Source organism: Pseudomonas cimarronensis, from assembly GCF_049331905.1.
Lineage (GTDB): Bacteria > Pseudomonadota > Gammaproteobacteria > Pseudomonadales > Pseudomonadaceae > Aquipseudomonas.
Map to the genome: position 1 here is coordinate 1,654,863 of NZ_CP186283.1, position 15,149 is coordinate 1,670,011.

Here is a 15,149-nt window from a genome sequence, read left to right on the forward strand (position 1 = left end):
AAGACCCTTGCAACAGGAGTGTTACATGAGCTTTTTTATCCCCGCTGCTTTCGCTGAAGGCGCCGCACCGGCTGCCGGTCCTGCTGGTAGTGGTTTTGAGTGGGTGTTTCTGGTCGGCTTTCTGGTCATCTTCTATCTGATGATCTGGCGCCCGCAGGCCAAGCGTGCCAAAGAGCACAAGAATCTGATCGGTGGCCTGCAGAAGGGTGACGAAGTGGTAACCAGCGGCGGCATTGCTGGCAAGGTGTCGAAAGTCTCCGATGACTTCGTGGTAATCGAAGTGTCCGATACCGTCGAGCTGAAGATTCAGAAAGTGGCGATTGCCGCTTCGCTGCCTAAGGGCACGCTGAAAGCGATCTAAGCAACACACCTTTACCATTCGACGGGGCGCTTAATGCGCCCCGCGTCATAACGGGCGGCGTCATGCTCAACAAATTCCCTGTCTGGAAATACCTGCTGATTCTGGCTGTGCTGGCAATCGGCGCTCTTTATTCCCTGCCCAATCTGTACCCGGATGATCCGGCGATCCAGATCAGTGGCAACAGCTCCGCCATGCGCGTCGAGCAGGCTGATCTGGATCGCGCCAGTCGTACTCTGGAAGCGGCCGGTATCAGCGTAAAAGCCGCCAGCCTGAATAATCAGGGTCGTGCCGGCTTGCTGCGTTTGAACAATGCTGAAGACCAGTTGCCGGCCAAGGAGCTGGTGCGCAAGGCCTTGAGCGATGAATTCGTAGTGGCCCTCAACCTGGCGCAAACCACGCCAGACTGGCTGCGTAACCTGGGCGGTAGCCCAATGAAGCTGGGCCTGGACTTGTCCGGTGGTGTGCACTTCCTGATGGAAGTGGACATGGACAAAGCCCTGGATGCGCGTCGCAAGGTTTATGAGGGCGAGGTCAAGAGTCTGCTGCGCAAAGAGCGTGTGCGTTACCGTAGCCTGCCTGAGTTCAATGGTGCAATTCAGCTGGGTTTTGCCGATGAAGCGACGCTGGAGAAGGCTCAGCAGCTGATTCGCAAAGACTTTACCGATTTCGATATGACCACCGTGCAGCGCAGTGAGCAGCAGGTGCTGCGTCTGGCGCTGACTCAGGCCAAGCTGATCGAGATACGCGAATACTCGATCAAGCAGAACCTCACCACCGTGCGTAACCGGGTCAACGAGCTGGGCGTAGCTGAGCCGTTGGTGCAGCGTCAGGGTGCCAACCGTATTGTGGTTGAGCTGCCAGGCGTGCAGGACACCGCCGAAGCCAAGCGTATTCTCGGCAAGACCGCCAACCTGGAGTTCCGTCTGGCCGCTGAGCCGGATGCGGCCAAGGCTGCGACCGAAAGCTTCGAGTTTCGTCAGGAAGGTCGTCCGCCAGCGCAACTGGAGCGTGAGCTGATTATCACCGGTGACCAGGTGACCGATGCCCAGGCCAGTTTCGACGAGAACGGCAGCCCGCAGGTGAACATCCGTCTGGATGGCCGCGGCGGTGACCTGATGAACCGCGCGACCCGTAACAATGTTGGGCGCAGCATGGCGGTGATCTTTATCGAGCAGAAGCCGGTCACCCGCTACGTGCGCCAGGTGGTTGATGGTGTCGAGAAGGAAGTCGAGCTGCAGACCTTCACCGAAGAGAAGAAGATCATCAGCCTGGCCACCATCCAGTCGCCGCTGGGTAGTCAGTTCCGTATCACCGGTCTGGATGGCCAGGGTGAGTCGTCTGAGCTGGCTTTGCTGCTGCGCGCTGGTGGTCTGGCGGCACCGATGTACTTCGCGGAAGAGCGCACCATCGGCCCGAGCCTGGGTGCTGACAACATCGCCAAGGGTATCAGTGCCTCGTTGTGGGCGATGCTGTTTGTGTCGCTGTTTATCATCGCCATCTACCGCTTCTTCGGTGTGCTGGCGACCATTGCCCTGGGGCTGAACATGGTGCTGCTGCTGGCACTGATGTCGCTGCTCAGCGCCACCCTGACCCTGCCAGGTATCGCCGGTATCGTGCTGACCATGGGTATGGCGGTGGACGCCAACGTGCTGATCTTCTCGCGTATTCGGGAAGAGATTGCCAATGGCATGTCGATCCAGCGGGCCATTCATGAGGGTTTTGATCGGGCTTACTCGGCGATTGTCGACGCCAACCTGACCACCCTGCTGGTCGGCGGCATCCTGTTCGCCATGGGCACCGGGCCGGTCAAGGGCTTCGCCGTGACCCTGTCGCTGGGTATTCTCACCTCGATGTTTACCGCCATTCTGGTGACGCGCTGCATGGTCAACCTGACGTGCGGCGGGCGTGACTTTAAGAAGTTGTGGATTTAAGGGGCTGTGATGAATCGTACGATCAACTTCATGGGGGTGCGCAATATTGCGTTCGCCTTCACCGTGCTGCTGACGCTGCTGGCACTGGGTAGCCTGTTTACCAAGGGGCTGAACCTGGGGCTGGACTTTACTGGCGGCACGCAGATCGAGCTGAGCTATGAGCAGCCGGCTGACCTCGGCAATATTCGTGCGCAACTGGCCGGTGCCGGCTATGCCGATGCCGTGGTGCAGAGCTTTGGTGCCACTACCGATGTGGTGGTGCGCATGCAGGGTGATGACCCTGAGTTAGGTAATAAAGTGGCTGCGGCGTTGCGTCAGGCTGGCGAGCAGCTTGAGGTGAAAAAGGTCGAGTTCGTCGGTCCGCAGGTAGGTGAAGAGCTGCGCGACCAGGGTGGGCTGGGTTTGCTGCTGGCCTTGGGTGGGGTGATGCTCTACCTGGCTTTCCGCTTTCAGTGGAAATTCGGTGTGGGTGCGATTATCTCGTTGATCCACGACGTGATTGTCACCCTCGGTATCCTGTCGTTCTTCCAGATCACTTTCGACCTGACCGTGATGGCCGCGTTGCTGGCGATCATCGGCTACTCGCTGAACGACACCATCGTGGTGTTCGACCGGGTGCGCGAAAACTTCCGTGTGCTGCGCAAGGCGACGTTGATCGACAACATCAACATTTCCACCACGCAGACCCTGTTGCGTACCATGGCGACTTCGATCTCCACGTTACTGGCAATTGCTGCGTTGCTGCTGTTTGCCGGTGACAACCTGTTCGCTTTCTCCGTCGCGCTGTTTGTCGGTGTAAGTGCGGGTACTTACTCGTCGGTCTATATCGCCAACGTGGTGCTGGTGTGGCTTGATCTGACTGTCGATGACCTGATTCCGCCGGTGGTGGAAGAAGAGGTTGATGAGCGCCCCTGAATCTGTGCGTTCCATCGCAAATGCTTGAATAGACCGGGCAAGTGTTGAACTTGCCCGGTTTTTTTATGCTCCAAGGCTGGGAGTAAGGTGCGATAAGCGCCGTAGCGATAGGTCGAAGGAGGCGTGCATGAACAAGTCAATGTTGGTAGGTGCGGTACTGGGTGCGGTCGGTGTGACAGCGGGTGGCGCTGTGGCGACTTATAGCCTGGTCAGTGCGCCGCAATATGCCGAAGTGCTAGCCGTGAAGCCCGTAAAGGAAGCCATCAAGACCCCGCGCGAGGTCTGCAAGGATGTGGCCGTGACGCGTCAGGCGCCGGTCAAGGATGAGCATCAAATCGCCGGTACGGCGATTGGTGCGGTGGTCGGTGGTCTGCTGGGTAATCAGGTCGGTGGTGGTAGCGGCAAGAAACTGGCAACGGTTGCCGGTGCGGTCGGCGGTGGCTATGCCGGCAACAAGGCGCAAGAGCATCTGCAGAGTCGTGATACCTACACCACCACGGAAACCCGTTGCAGCACGGTGACTGATACCAGTGAGAAACTGGTGGGCTATGACGTCAAGTACGAACTGGATGGCAAGATTAGTCAGGTACGTATGGCCAGTGACCCAGGTCGGCAGATTCCGGTGCGTGATGGCCAGTTGGTGCTGGTGGACTAAAGACCGGCAGTTTCTCCAGGCACAAAAAAGCGCCCCGCAGGGCGCTAATGAGATGGTCACCCCCGACACCCTGCGAAGGCTAGCCTTTCGCAGGGTGTTTTTATTCAGGAGGCCATCGCCATGAAGCCAGCAGCATTGATCTGCATCGATCTGGGCAAACACAGTTTTCACTTGCATGCTCAGGACAGCAGCGGACTCGAGGTATTTCGTAGGAAGACCACTCGCCAGAAGCTGCTGCGTCTGCTCGCTAATCAGTCCGCGTGCACGGTGGTGATGGAGGCCTGTGCCGGCGCGCACTGCCTGGCACGCGAAATTACAGCGCTAGGGCATGAGGCCAAGCTGATTTATCCGCAATTCGTGCGGCCCTTTGTGCAGGGCAACAAGAATGATTTCATCGATGCCCAGGCCATCTGCGAAGCGGCTTCCAGGCCGTCGATGCGTTTCGTAACCCCGAAAAACGAAGCCCAGCAGACCCTTTCGGTGTTGCATCGTCTGCGCGAGTCGTTGATTCGTGACCGTACCAAAGCCATCAACCAACTGCATGGGTTTCTGCTGGAATTCGGCATCAGCCTGCCAGTGGGTAAGGCGGTCATTAGGCACTTGCCTAGCGTACTGGCTGAGCGTGCTTTGCCCGTGCGTCTGTCCGCACTACTGCAGCGACTGCATGAGCACTTCACCTATCTGGATGAACAGATCAAAGCGCTGGACAAGGAAGTCGCCAGTCAGGTGAATGAGGACGATCTGGGCAGCCGATTGCTGACGATCCCGTGCGTAGGTCCAATTACAGCCAGTGTGCTGGCGGCCGAGATGGGCGATGGTAAGCAGTACGCCAGCAGTCGAGACTTTGCCGCGTCCGTCGGCTTGGTGCCGAGGCAGTACAGCACGGGAGGGCGTGCCAACCTGCTGGGTATCAGCAAGCGCGGCGACAAGAACCTGCGCCGACTTCTAGTGCAATGCGCGCGGGTCTATATGTTGCGGCTAGAGCATCAGCGCGGCGCACTGGCCAATTGGGTGCGCAGCCTGCTCTGCCGACGCCACTCGAATGTGGTGGCCTGTGCCCTGGCGAACAAACTGGCGCGTATCGCCTGGGCCATTGCCACGCAGCACAGTCGTTATGAAACAGGGCCATGCAGCTACGCCGCCTGACCCTGTTGATGTTGCAGTACCACGAAGCACCCTTTCAGGTTTTGCGATAGCTGAACAACAGATGACGTGAACGGCTTACCGGCCTGGTGAAGAACCTGACACAAAAATCGGCTTAAGAAGCCGCCCCGCTTTTCAGGATCACCAGGTGCGACTCTCATCGTGGCGCGGGGCATGCCCCATATTGACGCCGGATAGATTTAAGCAAGCCAAACACCCATCGCTGATCAGTATTGCAAAAATGGGGGTGACCATAGATTTTTGTGGTCGCTGCTTAGCGTTTCAGCGAAGCCGACAGGTGCGGCTGAATGGCCGTCAGTACGGCTTTGAAGCATTTGGTGTTGCCGGCTACGATCTGACCCTTTTCCAGGAAGTCGTGGCCGCCGCTGAAGTCGCTGACCAGGCCGCCCGCTTCCTGAATCAGCAAGGCCCCTGCAGCCATATCCCACTCGGACAGGCCGAACTCCCAGAAGGCGTCGAAGCGGCCGGCAGCCACGTATGCCAGGTCCAGGCTCGCTGCGCCAGCGCGGCGTACGCCGGCGGTCTGGCCGACCAGGCTGCGGAACATGCCGATGTAGTTTTCCAGGTTGTCCATCTGGCTGTCGCGGAATGGGAAACCGGTACCGAGCAGGGCGCCTTCCAGGCTCTTGCGATTGCCCACGCGCAGGCGGCGACCGTTGAGAGCGGCGCCACGGCCGCGGCTGGCGGTAAATTCTTCCTGGCGAACCGGGTCGATGATCACGGCGTGCTCAAGGCGGCCACGGTATTTGCAGGCGATGCTGACGGCGTAATGCGGAATGCCACGGATAAAGTTGGTGGTGCCATCCAGTGGGTCGATGATCCACTGGTAGTCTGCGCCCTCACCGCTGCCTTCACTCAGCCCGCTTTCTTCGCCGAGGATGCCGTGGTTCGGGAAGGCTTTGCGCAGGGCCTGAATGATCAGTTGCTCGGCAGAGCGATCAATTTCAGTCACATAGTCCTTGGCTTCTTTCTCGTCGACCGAGATGACGTCCAAGCGTTCGGTCGAGCGGAAGATCATTTCGCCGGCGCTACGGGCTGCGCGCAGCGCGATATTCAGCATGGGCTGCATGGATGTTCACCTGGGTCGTTAAAGAAAGCCGGCCATTCTAGCAGAAAAGTGCGGCGGTTGAAGTGCAACCTGCGCCTTGCGTGGCGCAAGGCGGGTTGCTTATGTAAGATTTGTCGCCTGACGTCATGTTCTGTGGGTGTTTGTGGTGCTGGAAAATATTCGCGTCGTGTTAGTGGGTACCAGTCATCCGGGAAATATCGGCGGCGCGGCGCGGGCCATGAAAAATATGGGCTTGTCGCAGTTGGTGCTGGTGGATCCGCAGGAGTTCCCCAGTGATGAGGCCGTGGCGAGAGCGTCCGGGGCTACGGATATTCTTCAGGGTGCGCAAGTGGTCGGCACCCTTGAGGAAGCGCTGGTTGGATGTCGGCTAGTGCTCGGCACCAGTGCCCGGGATCGGCATATTCCCTGGCCGATGCTGGAGCCGCGCGAGTGTGGTGTAACGGCTTGTGAGCAGGCGCGGCAAGGCGCGCAGGTCGCCCTGGTGTTTGGTCGTGAGTATGCCGGCCTGACCAATGAGGAGCTGCAGCGCTGTCAATACCATGTGCACATTCCCTCTGATCCGGCGTTCAGTTCCTTGAATCTGGCGGCGGCGGTTCAGGTGCTGGCCTACGAGGTGCGGGTGGCCTGGTTGGCGAGCGAGGGGCAGCCCCTAAAGCAGGTGTCGGTGGTTGAGGAGGGTGATGAGCCGGTGATGGCGGACGAGTTGGAGTCGTTTTACCGCCATCTGGAGCAGGCGCTGGTTGAGATCGGGTTTCTTGATCCGCTCCGGCCACGGCATTTGATGAGCCGCCTGCGTCGTCTGTATGGGCGTAGTTCAGTCAGCAAGCTGGAAATGAATATATTGCGCGGCATTTTGACCGAGACCATCAAGGCGGCGCGCGGTGAGCACCATAAGCGGGAGAAGGCAGATGTTTGAGCGCATGCGAGAGGATATTCAGAGTGTGTTTCATCGCGATCCGGCGGCGCGCAATGCGTTTGAGGTGGTCACCTGCTATCCGGGTTTGCATGCTGTTTGGTTGCACCGTGTAGCGCATGCTTTGTGGGCGTCTGGCTGGAAGTGGTTGGCGCGCGTGGTATCAAACTTCGGTCGCTGGCTCACGGGTATCGAGATCCATCCTGGGGCGAAGATTGGTCGGCGCTTCTTTATCGATCATGGTATGGGCATTGTCATTGGTGAGACAGCTGAGATTGGCAATGATGTAACGCTCTATCAGGGGGTTACTCTTGGCGGCACCAGCTGGAACAAGGGCAAACGCCACCCGACGCTGGAGGATGGTGTGGTGGTGGGGGCGGGCGCCAAGGTGTTGGGGCCGTTTACGGTCGGTGCCGGTGCCAAGATCGGCTCCAATGCGGTGGTCACCAAGGAGGTGCCTGCGGGCGCTACAGCGGTAGGTATTCCGGGGCGGATCATTCTCAAAGTGGATGATGAGCGGGAGGCTAAGCGTCAGGCGATTGCCGAAAAGCTTGGGTTCGATGCTTATGGCGTGAGCCAGGACATGCCGGATCCGGTCGCGCGTGCCATCGGTCAGTTGCTGGATCATCTGCATGCGGTGGATGGGCGTCTGGAGGGTATGTGTGGTGCCCTCAAGTCTCTGGGCAGTGATTATTGCGCCAAAGATTTACCGCAGTTGCGTGACGAAGATTTCGCGGGTGTGGTCAAAGGCGCGGATAAGCCGGCGGCATGATGGTGTGAGGGGTGGTGGTTTGCTATGATGCGCGCCCCTTGCGCTGCTTAATCCCGACTAACGTACTAGGTCTTATAGTTGACTTAAATGCTCGGGAATTGGATAATCGCGGCATATTGCGATCACGCGGTAAGCCCTTATGCGATTAACCACCAAAGGCCGTTACGCCGTCACCGCCATGCTCGATCTGGCGCTGCACGCACAGCGTGGGCCGGTGTCCCTGGCTGATATTTCCGAGCGGCAGGGCATCTCCCTTTCCTACCTGGAGCAACTCTTTGCCAAGCTGCGGCGCGGCAATCTGGTGTCCAGTGTGCGTGGGCCGGGTGGCGGTTATCAGTTGTCACGCGACATGCGCGGTATTCAGGTGGCTGAAGTGATCGATGCGGTCAATGAATCGGTCGATGCTACCCGCTGTCAGGGGCAGGGTGACTGTCACGCAGGCGATACCTGCCTGACCCACCACCTGTGGTGCGACCTGAGCCAGCAGATACACGAATTCCTCAGCGGCATCAGTCTGGCTGACTTGGTGACCCGTCGTGAAGTGCAGGAAGTAGCCCAGCGCCAGGATCAGCGCCGCTGCAATGGCAGGACGCCGTTTCTGGATAAGATCGAAGCGTCCGCCGTTGATTGAGCGCAAGGCGCTGGCCAGCTGGCCTGAGACCTGATTAGGAGAAAGTTGATGAAATTGCCGATTTACCTCGATTATTCCGCCACCACGCCGGTTGATCCGCGTGTTGCGCAAAAGATGAGCGAATGCCTGCTGGTTGATGGCAATTTCGGTAACCCGGCGTCTCGCTCTCATGTATTTGGCTGGAAGGCTGAGGAAGCGGTTGAGAATGCTCGCCGCCAGGTGGCTGAGCTGGTCAATGCCGATCCGCGCGAGATTGTCTGGACGTCCGGTGCTACCGAGTCCAACAACCTGGCAATCAAGGGCATTGCCGACTTCTACAAGACGAAAGGCAAGCACCTGATCACCTCGAAGATCGAGCACAAAGCGGTGCTCGACACCATGCGCCAGCTTGAGCGCGAAGGCTTTGAAGTCACCTACATTGAGCCGGGCGAAGATGGTCTGATTACTCCGGCCATGATAGAGGCGGCGCTGCGTGAAGACACCATTCTGGTGTCGGTCATGCATGTAAACAATGAAATCGGCACCATCAATGACATTGCAGCGATTGGTGAGCTGACCCGTTCGCGCGGCGTGTTCTTCCACGTTGATGCGGCGCAATCCACTGGAAAAGTTGCGATTGACCTGGAGGCCCTCAAGGTCGATTTGATGTCCTTCTCTGCGCACAAAACCTATGGCCCGAAAGGCGTCGGTGCGCTGTTCGTGCGCCGCAAGCCGCGTGTGCGCCTGGAAGCCCAGACCCATGGCGGTGGCCACGAGCGCGGCATGCGTTCCGGTACCTTGGCGACTCACCAGTGCGTCGGTATGGGTGAAGCGTTCCGCATTGCCAAGGAAGAAATGGATCAGGAAAACCAGCGCATCCTGGCCCTGCGTGAGCGCTTCTTCAAGCAGGTTGATGGTCTGGAAGAGCTGTACATCAATGGCAGCATGGCCGCCCGTGTGCCGCACAACCTCAACCTCAGCTTCAACTACGTTGAGGGCGAGTCGCTGATCATGGCGCTCAAGGATCTGGCGGTTTCCTCCGGTTCGGCCTGTACCTCGGCCTCTCTGGAACCGTCCTACGTGTTGCGCGCCCTGGGTCGCAATGACGAGCTGGCACATAGCTCCATCCGCTTTACCTTCGGCCGCTTCACCACAGATGAAGAAGTCGATTACGCCGCGCAGAAAGTATGCGAGGCAGTCACCAAGCTGCGGGAATTGTCGCCGCTGTGGGATATGTACAAAGACGGTGTCGACATCTCCAAGATCGAGTGGGCGGCGCACTAAGTAGTCGCCGAGCAAGAGCGACTCTCTGATGAGGAAGGAATACCAGCATGGCTTACAGTGAAAAGGTCATTGACCATTACGAAAACCCGCGCAACGTCGGCAAGATGGACGCGGAAGACCCGGACGTCGGCACTGGCATGGTCGGCGCGCCGGCTTGCGGTGACGTGATGCGTCTGCAGATCAAGGTCAACGAGCAGGGCGTTATCGAAGACGCCAAGTTCAAAACCTACGGCTGCGGTTCGGCAATCGCCTCCAGCTCCCTGGCCACCGAGTGGATGAAGGGCAAGACTCTGGATGAAGCCGAAACCATCAAGAACACCCAGTTGGCCGAGGAATTGGCCCTTCCGCCGGTGAAAATTCACTGCTCGGTACTCGCCGAAGACGCCATCAAGGCCGCAGTGCGCGATTACAAGCAGAAGAAAGGCTTGCTCTAAGGAGGTTTGTCGATGGCTATCAGCATGACCGAAGCTGCCGCTCAGCACGTGCGTCGCTCGCTTGAGGGGCGCGGCAAGGGCGAAGGTATTCGTCTGGGTGTGCGCACCACGGGCTGTTCCGGCTTGGCCTATGTGCTGGAGTTTGTCGATGAGGCCGCCAGCGAGGATCAGGTGTTCGAGAATCATGGCGTCAAGGTGATCATCGATCCCAAGAGCCTGGTCTACCTCGATGGCACCGAGCTCGATTTCGTCAAGGAAGGGTTGAACGAAGGCTTCAAGTTCAACAACCCGAACGTGCGCGGCGAATGTGGCTGCGGCGAAAGCTTCAATATCTGAGGCGCGTGTGGGCAGTCCTTGTCACTTTGCATTGTTTGACCTGCAGCCAGGCTTTCGCCTGGATCAGGAGTTGTTGGCCAGCCGTTACCGTGAGCTGGCACGGCATGTCCACCCGGACCGCTTTGCGGATGCCTCCGAGCGCGAGCAGCGCTTGGCGCTGGAGCAGTCCGCCAGCCTTAATGAAGCCTATCGGACCCTGAAGAATGCGCCGCAGCGTGCGCGTTATCTGCTGGCGCTGCGTGGCCCGGAGTTGCCGCTGGAAGTCACTGTGCAGGATCCCGGCTTTCTCATGCAGCAGATGCAGTGGCGTGAAGAGCTGGAAGAACTGCATGAGAGCGCTGATCTGGCCGGCGTGGCGCAATTCAAGCGGCGTCTGAAAGTGGCTCAGGATGAGCTCAACGAAAGTTTTGCCGTTTGTTGGGATGATGCGGCGCGGCGCGAAGAGGCCGAGCGCCTGATGCGTCGCATGCAGTTTCTCGACAAGCTCTCTCACGAGGTGCGCCAGCTGGAAGAGCGCCTCGACGATTAACGCTGGTATGCCCTTGCCGCGTACCTGATACCTAAGCACTGATTAATCATGGCCTTACTGCAGATCGCTGAGCCCGGACAAAGCCCCCAGCCACACCAGCGTCGACTGGCCGTGGGGATTGATCTGGGTACCACCAATTCGCTGGTCGCTGCTGTACGCAGCGGCCTGTCCGAGCCACTGGCCGATGCTGCCGGGCAGGTCATTCTGCCGTCCGCTGTGCGTTACCACGCCAGTCGCACTGAGGTGGGGGAGGCGGCCAAGGCATCTGCTTCGGCTGACCCGCTGAATACCGTGTTGTCGGTCAAGCGCCTGATGGGTCGTGGCCTGGCGGATGTCAAACAGCTTGGCGAGCAGCTGCCGTACCGTTTTGTCGGCGGCGAATCGCATATGCCGTTTATCGAGACCGTGCAGGGCCCGAAAAGCCCGGTTGAGGTTTCCGCCGACATTCTCAAGGTGCTGCGTCAGCGCGCCGAGGCGGCTCTGGGTGGCGAGCTGGTCGGTGCGGTGATCACCGTGCCGGCTTATTTCGATGATTCGCAGCGTCAAGCCACCAAGGATGCTGCGCGCCTGGCTGGCTTGAATGTGTTGCGTCTGCTCAATGAGCCGACTGCCGCAGCAGTCGCTTATGGCCTGGATCAGCATGCCGAGGGCGTGGTCGCTATTTATGACCTGGGTGGCGGTACCTTCGATATTTCCGTGCTGCGTCTGACTGGCGGTGTGTTTGAAGTGCTGGCCACTGGTGGTGACAGTGCCTTGGGTGGCGATGACTTCGATCATGCAATCGCTGGCTGGATAGTTGAGCAGGCCGGTATTTCCTCTGATCTCGATCCGGCACAGCAGCGCTTGTTGCTGGAGGCTGCCTGTGCCGCCAAAGAAGCCCTGACTGACAGTGCTTCGGCAAGCCTCAGCTATGCCGGCTGGACTGGCCAGTTGAGTCGTGAGCAGTTCGATACGTTGATCGAGCCCATGCTGGCGCGCAGCCTCAAGGCCTGTCGCCGTGCAGTGCGCGATGCCGGTATTGAGCTGGATGAAGTTGAAGCCGTAGTGATGGTTGGCGGCTCCACTCGGGTGCCACGTGTGCGTCAGGCGGTTGCCGAGTTGTTCGCCCGTGAGCCGTTGACCGATATCGACCCTGATCAGGTGGTGGCCATTGGTGCGGCGATTCAGGCTGATGCCCTGGCCGGCAACAAGCGCGGCGAAGGTGAAGAGTTGTTACTGCTGGATGTGATTCCCCTGTCGCTCGGCCTGGAAACCATGGGCGGGCTGATGGAGAAGGTGATTCCGCGCAATACCACCATTCCAGTGGCGCGCGCCCAGGACTTCACCACCTATAAAGATGGTCAGACGGCCATGATGGTGCATGTACTGCAGGGTGAGCGCGAGCTGATCAGCGATTGCCGCTCGCTGGCGCGCTTTGAGTTGCGCGGTATTCCGCCAATGGTCGCCGGTGCGGCGAAGATTCGCGTGACCTTTCAGGTGGATGCCGATGGTCTGCTCAGTGTTGCTGCGCGTGAACTGGCGTCGGGCGTCGAGGCGAGCATTCAGGTCAAGCCGTCCTATGGGCTGACCGATGGTGAAATCGCCCGCATGCTGCAGGACTCCTTCAAGAACGCTGGCGATGACAAGGTCGCCCGTGTGTTGCGCGAGCAGCAGGTCGATGCTCAGCGTCTGCTGGAAGCTGTCGAGGCGGCGTTACTGGCTGATGGTGAGCGCCTGCTGGATGCTGATGAGCGCCTGGCAATCGAGGCGCAGATGCAGCAGTTGCGTGACTTGATGGCAGGTACTGATGGCTTGGCGATCGAGCAGCAAACCAAACGTTTGACCCAGGTGACGGATGCCTTTGCTGCGCGTCGTCTGGATGCCACGGTCAAGGCTGCATTGGCTGGCCGTAGTCTTGATGAGATTGAGGAATAAGCATGCCGCAGATCATTTTTCTGCCTCACGCCGTATTGTGTCCGGAAGGGCTGGTGGTTGAAGTCGAGCCTGGCACGTCGGTGCTTGAGGTGGCGCATGAGCATCACATCGAGATCGAGAGTGCCTGCGGTGGCGTCTGTGCCTGCACCACCTGTCACTGCATTATTCGTGAGGGGTTTGATTCGCTGGCCGAGGCCGATGAGCTGGAAGAGGACATGCTCGACAAGGCCTGGGGCCTTGAAGCGCAGTCGCGTCTGTCCTGTCAGGCGGTTGTCGGTACTGAGGATCTGACCGTCGAGATTCCCAAGTACTCACTCAATCACGCCGCTGAAGCACCGCACTGAGTTCAGGAGTTGTTATGAGTCTGAAGTGGGTTGATGTTCTGGAGATCGCCATTCAATTGGCAGAGTCCAAACCTGAGGTGGATCCTCGCTACGTGAATTTTGTTGATCTGCATAAGTGGATTCTGGCGTTGCCGGAGTTCAGTGACGATCCGCAGCGTGGTGGTGAGAAAGTCCTGGAAGCTGTCCAGGCTGCCTGGATCGAAGAAGCCGACTGATACGGCTTGTGTCGCGCCCTACGCATTTAACCGGAACCCGCGTATAATTCGCGGGTTTAATTTTTCGCTTTAATCATTGTTTCTGGAGTTTCACATGGCTGTTCAACGCACTTTCTCCATCATCAAGCCTGATGCCGTTGCTAAAAACGTTGTTGGCGAGATCACCACTCGTTTCGAAAAAGCTGGCCTGCGCGTCGTTGCTTCGAAAATGGTTCAACTGTCCGAGCGCGAAGCTGCTGGCTTCTACGCTGAGCACAGCGAGCGTGGCTTCTTCAAGGATCTGGTTGCATTCATGACTTCCGGTCCGGTTATCGTTCAGGTTCTGGAAGGCGAAAACGCTGTTCTGGCCAACCGTGAACTGATGGGCGCTACCAACCCGAAAGAAGCAGCTGCCGGCACCATCCGTGCTGACTTCGCCGTTTCCATCGACGAGAACGCTGTTCACGGTTCCGATTCGGAAGCTTCCGCTGCCCGCGAGATCGCTTACTTCTTCGCTGCCACCGAAGTTTGCGCACGCATTCGCTAAGCGAATCGGGTGAGGGTGAAGCCATGACTGCATCGACCGGTAAAATCAATCTGCTGGGGCTGACCCTGGCAGAGATGGAACAATTCTTCGAAAGCATCGGGGAAAAGCGTTTCCGTGCCGGTCAGGTGATGAAATGGATTCACCACTTTGGCGTCGATGATTTCGCCGCCATGAGCAATGTCGGCAAGGTCTTGCGCGAGAAGCTCGAGGCCTCTGCTGAAATCCGCGGCCCGGAAGTGGTCAGTGAAGATATTTCCACTGATGGCACGCGCAAGTGGGTTGTGCGAGTGGCGTCAGGCAGCTGTGTCGAAACCGTGTACATCCCCCAGGGCTCGCGTGGCACCTTGTGTGTGTCGTCGCAAGCGGGTTGTGCACTGGATTGCAGTTTCTGCTCGACAGGCAAACAGGGTTTCAATAGCGATCTTTCTGCTGCCGAAGTCATCGGCCAGGTGTGGATCGCCAACAAGTCGTTCGGCAGCGTGCCGGCGAAGATCGACCGTGCCATCACCAACGTGGTGATGATGGGCATGGGTGAACCGCTGCTGAATTTCGACAACGTCGTCGCCGCCATGAAGATCATGATGGACGACCTCGGTTACGGTATCTCCAAACGCAAGGTGACACTGTCCACCTCAGGCGTGGTACCGATGATCGACAAGCTCGGCGAAGTGATCGACGTGTCCCTGGCGCTGTCACTGCATGCGCCAAACGATGCGCTGCGCAATCAGCTGGTGCCGATCAACAAGAAGTACCCGCTGGAGATGCTGCTGGCGGCGTGCAAACGTTATGTCTCGCGCCTTGGCGAGAAACGCGTGCTGACTATCGAGTACACCCTGCTCAAGGATGTAAACGATAAGCCCGAGCACGCTGAGGAAATGATCGCACTTCTCAAAGATGTGCCTTGCAAGATCAACCTGATTCCGTTTAATCCCTTCCCGCACTCGGGCTACGAGCGGCCGAGCAACAATGCCATCCGCCGTTTCCAGGATCTGCTGCACAAAGCCGGGCACAATGTCACCGTGCGCACTACGCGCGGCGAAGACATCGATGCCGCCTGCGGTCAGTTGGTTGGCCAGGTTATGGACCGTACCCGCCGTAGTGAGCGCTATATTGCTGTGCGTGAGTTGAGTAGCGAGGCCGAAACGCCGAGTTCCGCCGCCAATCGAACCTGAGGGGA

The 15,149-nt window shown here is 58.6% G+C and carries 18 protein-coding genes; 17 read left to right on the plus strand and 1 reads right to left on the minus strand.

The genetic code is table 11. The annotated features are described in order from the left end of the window. Nucleotides 1-25: 25 nt before the first annotated feature. The 5 genes from yajC to ACOCLD_RS07685 all read left to right on the plus strand — a co-directional run bounded on the left by yajC (nt 26) and on the right by ACOCLD_RS07685 (nt 5,008). Entirely contained in the window at nt 26-361 is a 336-nt protein-coding gene (gene yajC / locus ACOCLD_RS07665; protein WP_090375534.1) for a preprotein translocase subunit YajC, read from the plus strand. Nucleotides 362-423: 62 nt separating this feature from the next. Next, nucleotides 424-2,292 (plus strand): protein translocase subunit SecD, encoded by a 1,869-nt coding sequence (gene secD, locus ACOCLD_RS07670; RefSeq protein WP_422911451.1) that lies wholly within the window; start codon nt 424-426, stop codon nt 2,290-2,292. A 9-nt stretch (nt 2,293-2,301) separates the two neighbouring features. Then, complete coding sequence (gene secF / locus ACOCLD_RS07675; RefSeq protein WP_392540271.1) at nt 2,302-3,207, plus strand: protein translocase subunit SecF; 906 nt, start codon at nt 2,302-2,304, stop codon at nt 3,205-3,207. A 127-nt stretch (nt 3,208-3,334) separates the two neighbouring features. After that, complete coding sequence (locus tag ACOCLD_RS07680) at nt 3,335-3,862, plus strand: glycine zipper 2TM domain-containing protein (protein WP_422911452.1); 528 nt, start codon at nt 3,335-3,337, stop codon at nt 3,860-3,862. A gap of 120 nt (nt 3,863-3,982) precedes the next feature. Then, nucleotides 3,983-5,008 (plus strand): IS110 family transposase, encoded by a 1,026-nt coding sequence (locus ACOCLD_RS07685; protein WP_422911453.1) that lies wholly within the window; start codon nt 3,983-3,985, stop codon nt 5,006-5,008. 271 nt (nt 5,009-5,279) lie between these two features. Here the strand turns inward: ACOCLD_RS07685 and suhB are convergent, their stop codons facing one another. Further along, complete coding sequence (gene suhB / locus ACOCLD_RS07690; RefSeq protein ID WP_422911454.1) at nt 5,280-6,095, minus strand: inositol-phosphate phosphatase; 816 nt, start codon at nt 6,093-6,095, stop codon at nt 5,280-5,282. Nucleotides 6,096-6,237: 142 nt separating this feature from the next. Here suhB and trmJ point away from each other — a divergent pair, with 142 nt between their 5' ends. From trmJ to rlmN, 12 genes are all read left to right on the plus strand, one after another. Beyond that, nucleotides 6,238-7,011 carry a tRNA (cytosine(32)/uridine(32)-2'-O)-methyltransferase TrmJ gene (trmJ, locus tag ACOCLD_RS07695; RefSeq protein WP_422911778.1) on the plus strand — a complete coding sequence of 258 codons (774 nt, stop codon included), beginning with the start codon at nt 6,238-6,240 and terminating at the stop codon, nt 7,009-7,011. After that, a complete protein-coding gene (cysE, locus tag ACOCLD_RS07700; RefSeq protein ID WP_422911455.1) occupies nt 7,004-7,780 on the plus strand; it encodes a serine O-acetyltransferase in 777 nt (258 codons plus the stop codon). Before trmJ ends, cysE begins: the two co-directional genes overlap by 8 nt. A gap of 139 nt (nt 7,781-7,919) precedes the next feature. Continuing rightward, nucleotides 7,920-8,411, plus strand: coding sequence for a Fe-S cluster assembly transcriptional regulator IscR (iscR, locus tag ACOCLD_RS07705; protein ID WP_233683938.1), 492 nt, complete (start codon nt 7,920-7,922; stop codon nt 8,409-8,411). Between the two features lie 48 nt (nt 8,412-8,459). Then, on the plus strand, nt 8,460-9,674 hold the full coding sequence (locus ACOCLD_RS07710; RefSeq protein ID WP_422911456.1) for an IscS subfamily cysteine desulfurase: 1,215 nt from the start codon (nt 8,460-8,462) through the stop codon (nt 9,672-9,674). A gap of 47 nt (nt 9,675-9,721) precedes the next feature. Continuing rightward, nucleotides 9,722-10,108: a Fe-S cluster assembly scaffold IscU gene (iscU, locus tag ACOCLD_RS07715; RefSeq protein WP_040261926.1), complete on the plus strand. Its 387-nt coding sequence runs from the start codon at nt 9,722-9,724 to the stop codon at nt 10,106-10,108. Nucleotides 10,109-10,120: 12 nt separating this feature from the next. Then, nucleotides 10,121-10,444, plus strand: coding sequence for an iron-sulfur cluster assembly protein IscA (iscA, locus tag ACOCLD_RS07720; RefSeq protein ID WP_090248639.1), 324 nt, complete (start codon nt 10,121-10,123; stop codon nt 10,442-10,444). Nucleotides 10,445-10,451: 7 nt separating this feature from the next. Beyond that, a complete protein-coding gene (gene hscB, locus ACOCLD_RS07725) occupies nt 10,452-10,973 on the plus strand; it encodes a co-chaperone HscB (RefSeq protein ID WP_233683940.1) in 522 nt (173 codons plus the stop codon). 48 nt (nt 10,974-11,021) lie between these two features. After that, the gene (gene hscA, locus ACOCLD_RS07730) at nt 11,022-12,887 is read left to right on the plus strand and encodes a Fe-S protein assembly chaperone HscA (protein ID WP_422911457.1); all 1,866 of its coding nucleotides are present in this window, start codon (nt 11,022-11,024) and stop codon (nt 12,885-12,887) included. Between the two features lie 2 nt (nt 12,888-12,889). Then, nucleotides 12,890-13,231 carry an ISC system 2Fe-2S type ferredoxin gene (gene fdx / locus ACOCLD_RS07735; protein WP_257777343.1) on the plus strand — a complete coding sequence of 114 codons (342 nt, stop codon included), beginning with the start codon at nt 12,890-12,892 and terminating at the stop codon, nt 13,229-13,231. A 14-nt stretch (nt 13,232-13,245) separates the two neighbouring features. Further along, nucleotides 13,246-13,446 (plus strand): Fe-S cluster assembly protein IscX, encoded by a 201-nt coding sequence (iscX, locus tag ACOCLD_RS07740; protein WP_233683943.1) that lies wholly within the window; start codon nt 13,246-13,248, stop codon nt 13,444-13,446. Nucleotides 13,447-13,540: 94 nt separating this feature from the next. Beyond that, nucleotides 13,541-13,972 carry a nucleoside-diphosphate kinase gene (gene ndk, locus ACOCLD_RS07745; RefSeq protein WP_090248631.1) on the plus strand — a complete coding sequence of 144 codons (432 nt, stop codon included), beginning with the start codon at nt 13,541-13,543 and terminating at the stop codon, nt 13,970-13,972. Between the two features lie 23 nt (nt 13,973-13,995). Further along, nucleotides 13,996-15,144, plus strand: a complete 1,149-nt coding sequence (rlmN, locus tag ACOCLD_RS07750) for a 23S rRNA (adenine(2503)-C(2))-methyltransferase RlmN (RefSeq protein WP_257777344.1) — start codon at nt 13,996-13,998, stop codon at nt 15,142-15,144. The last annotated feature ends 5 nt before the right edge of the window (nt 15,145-15,149 follow it).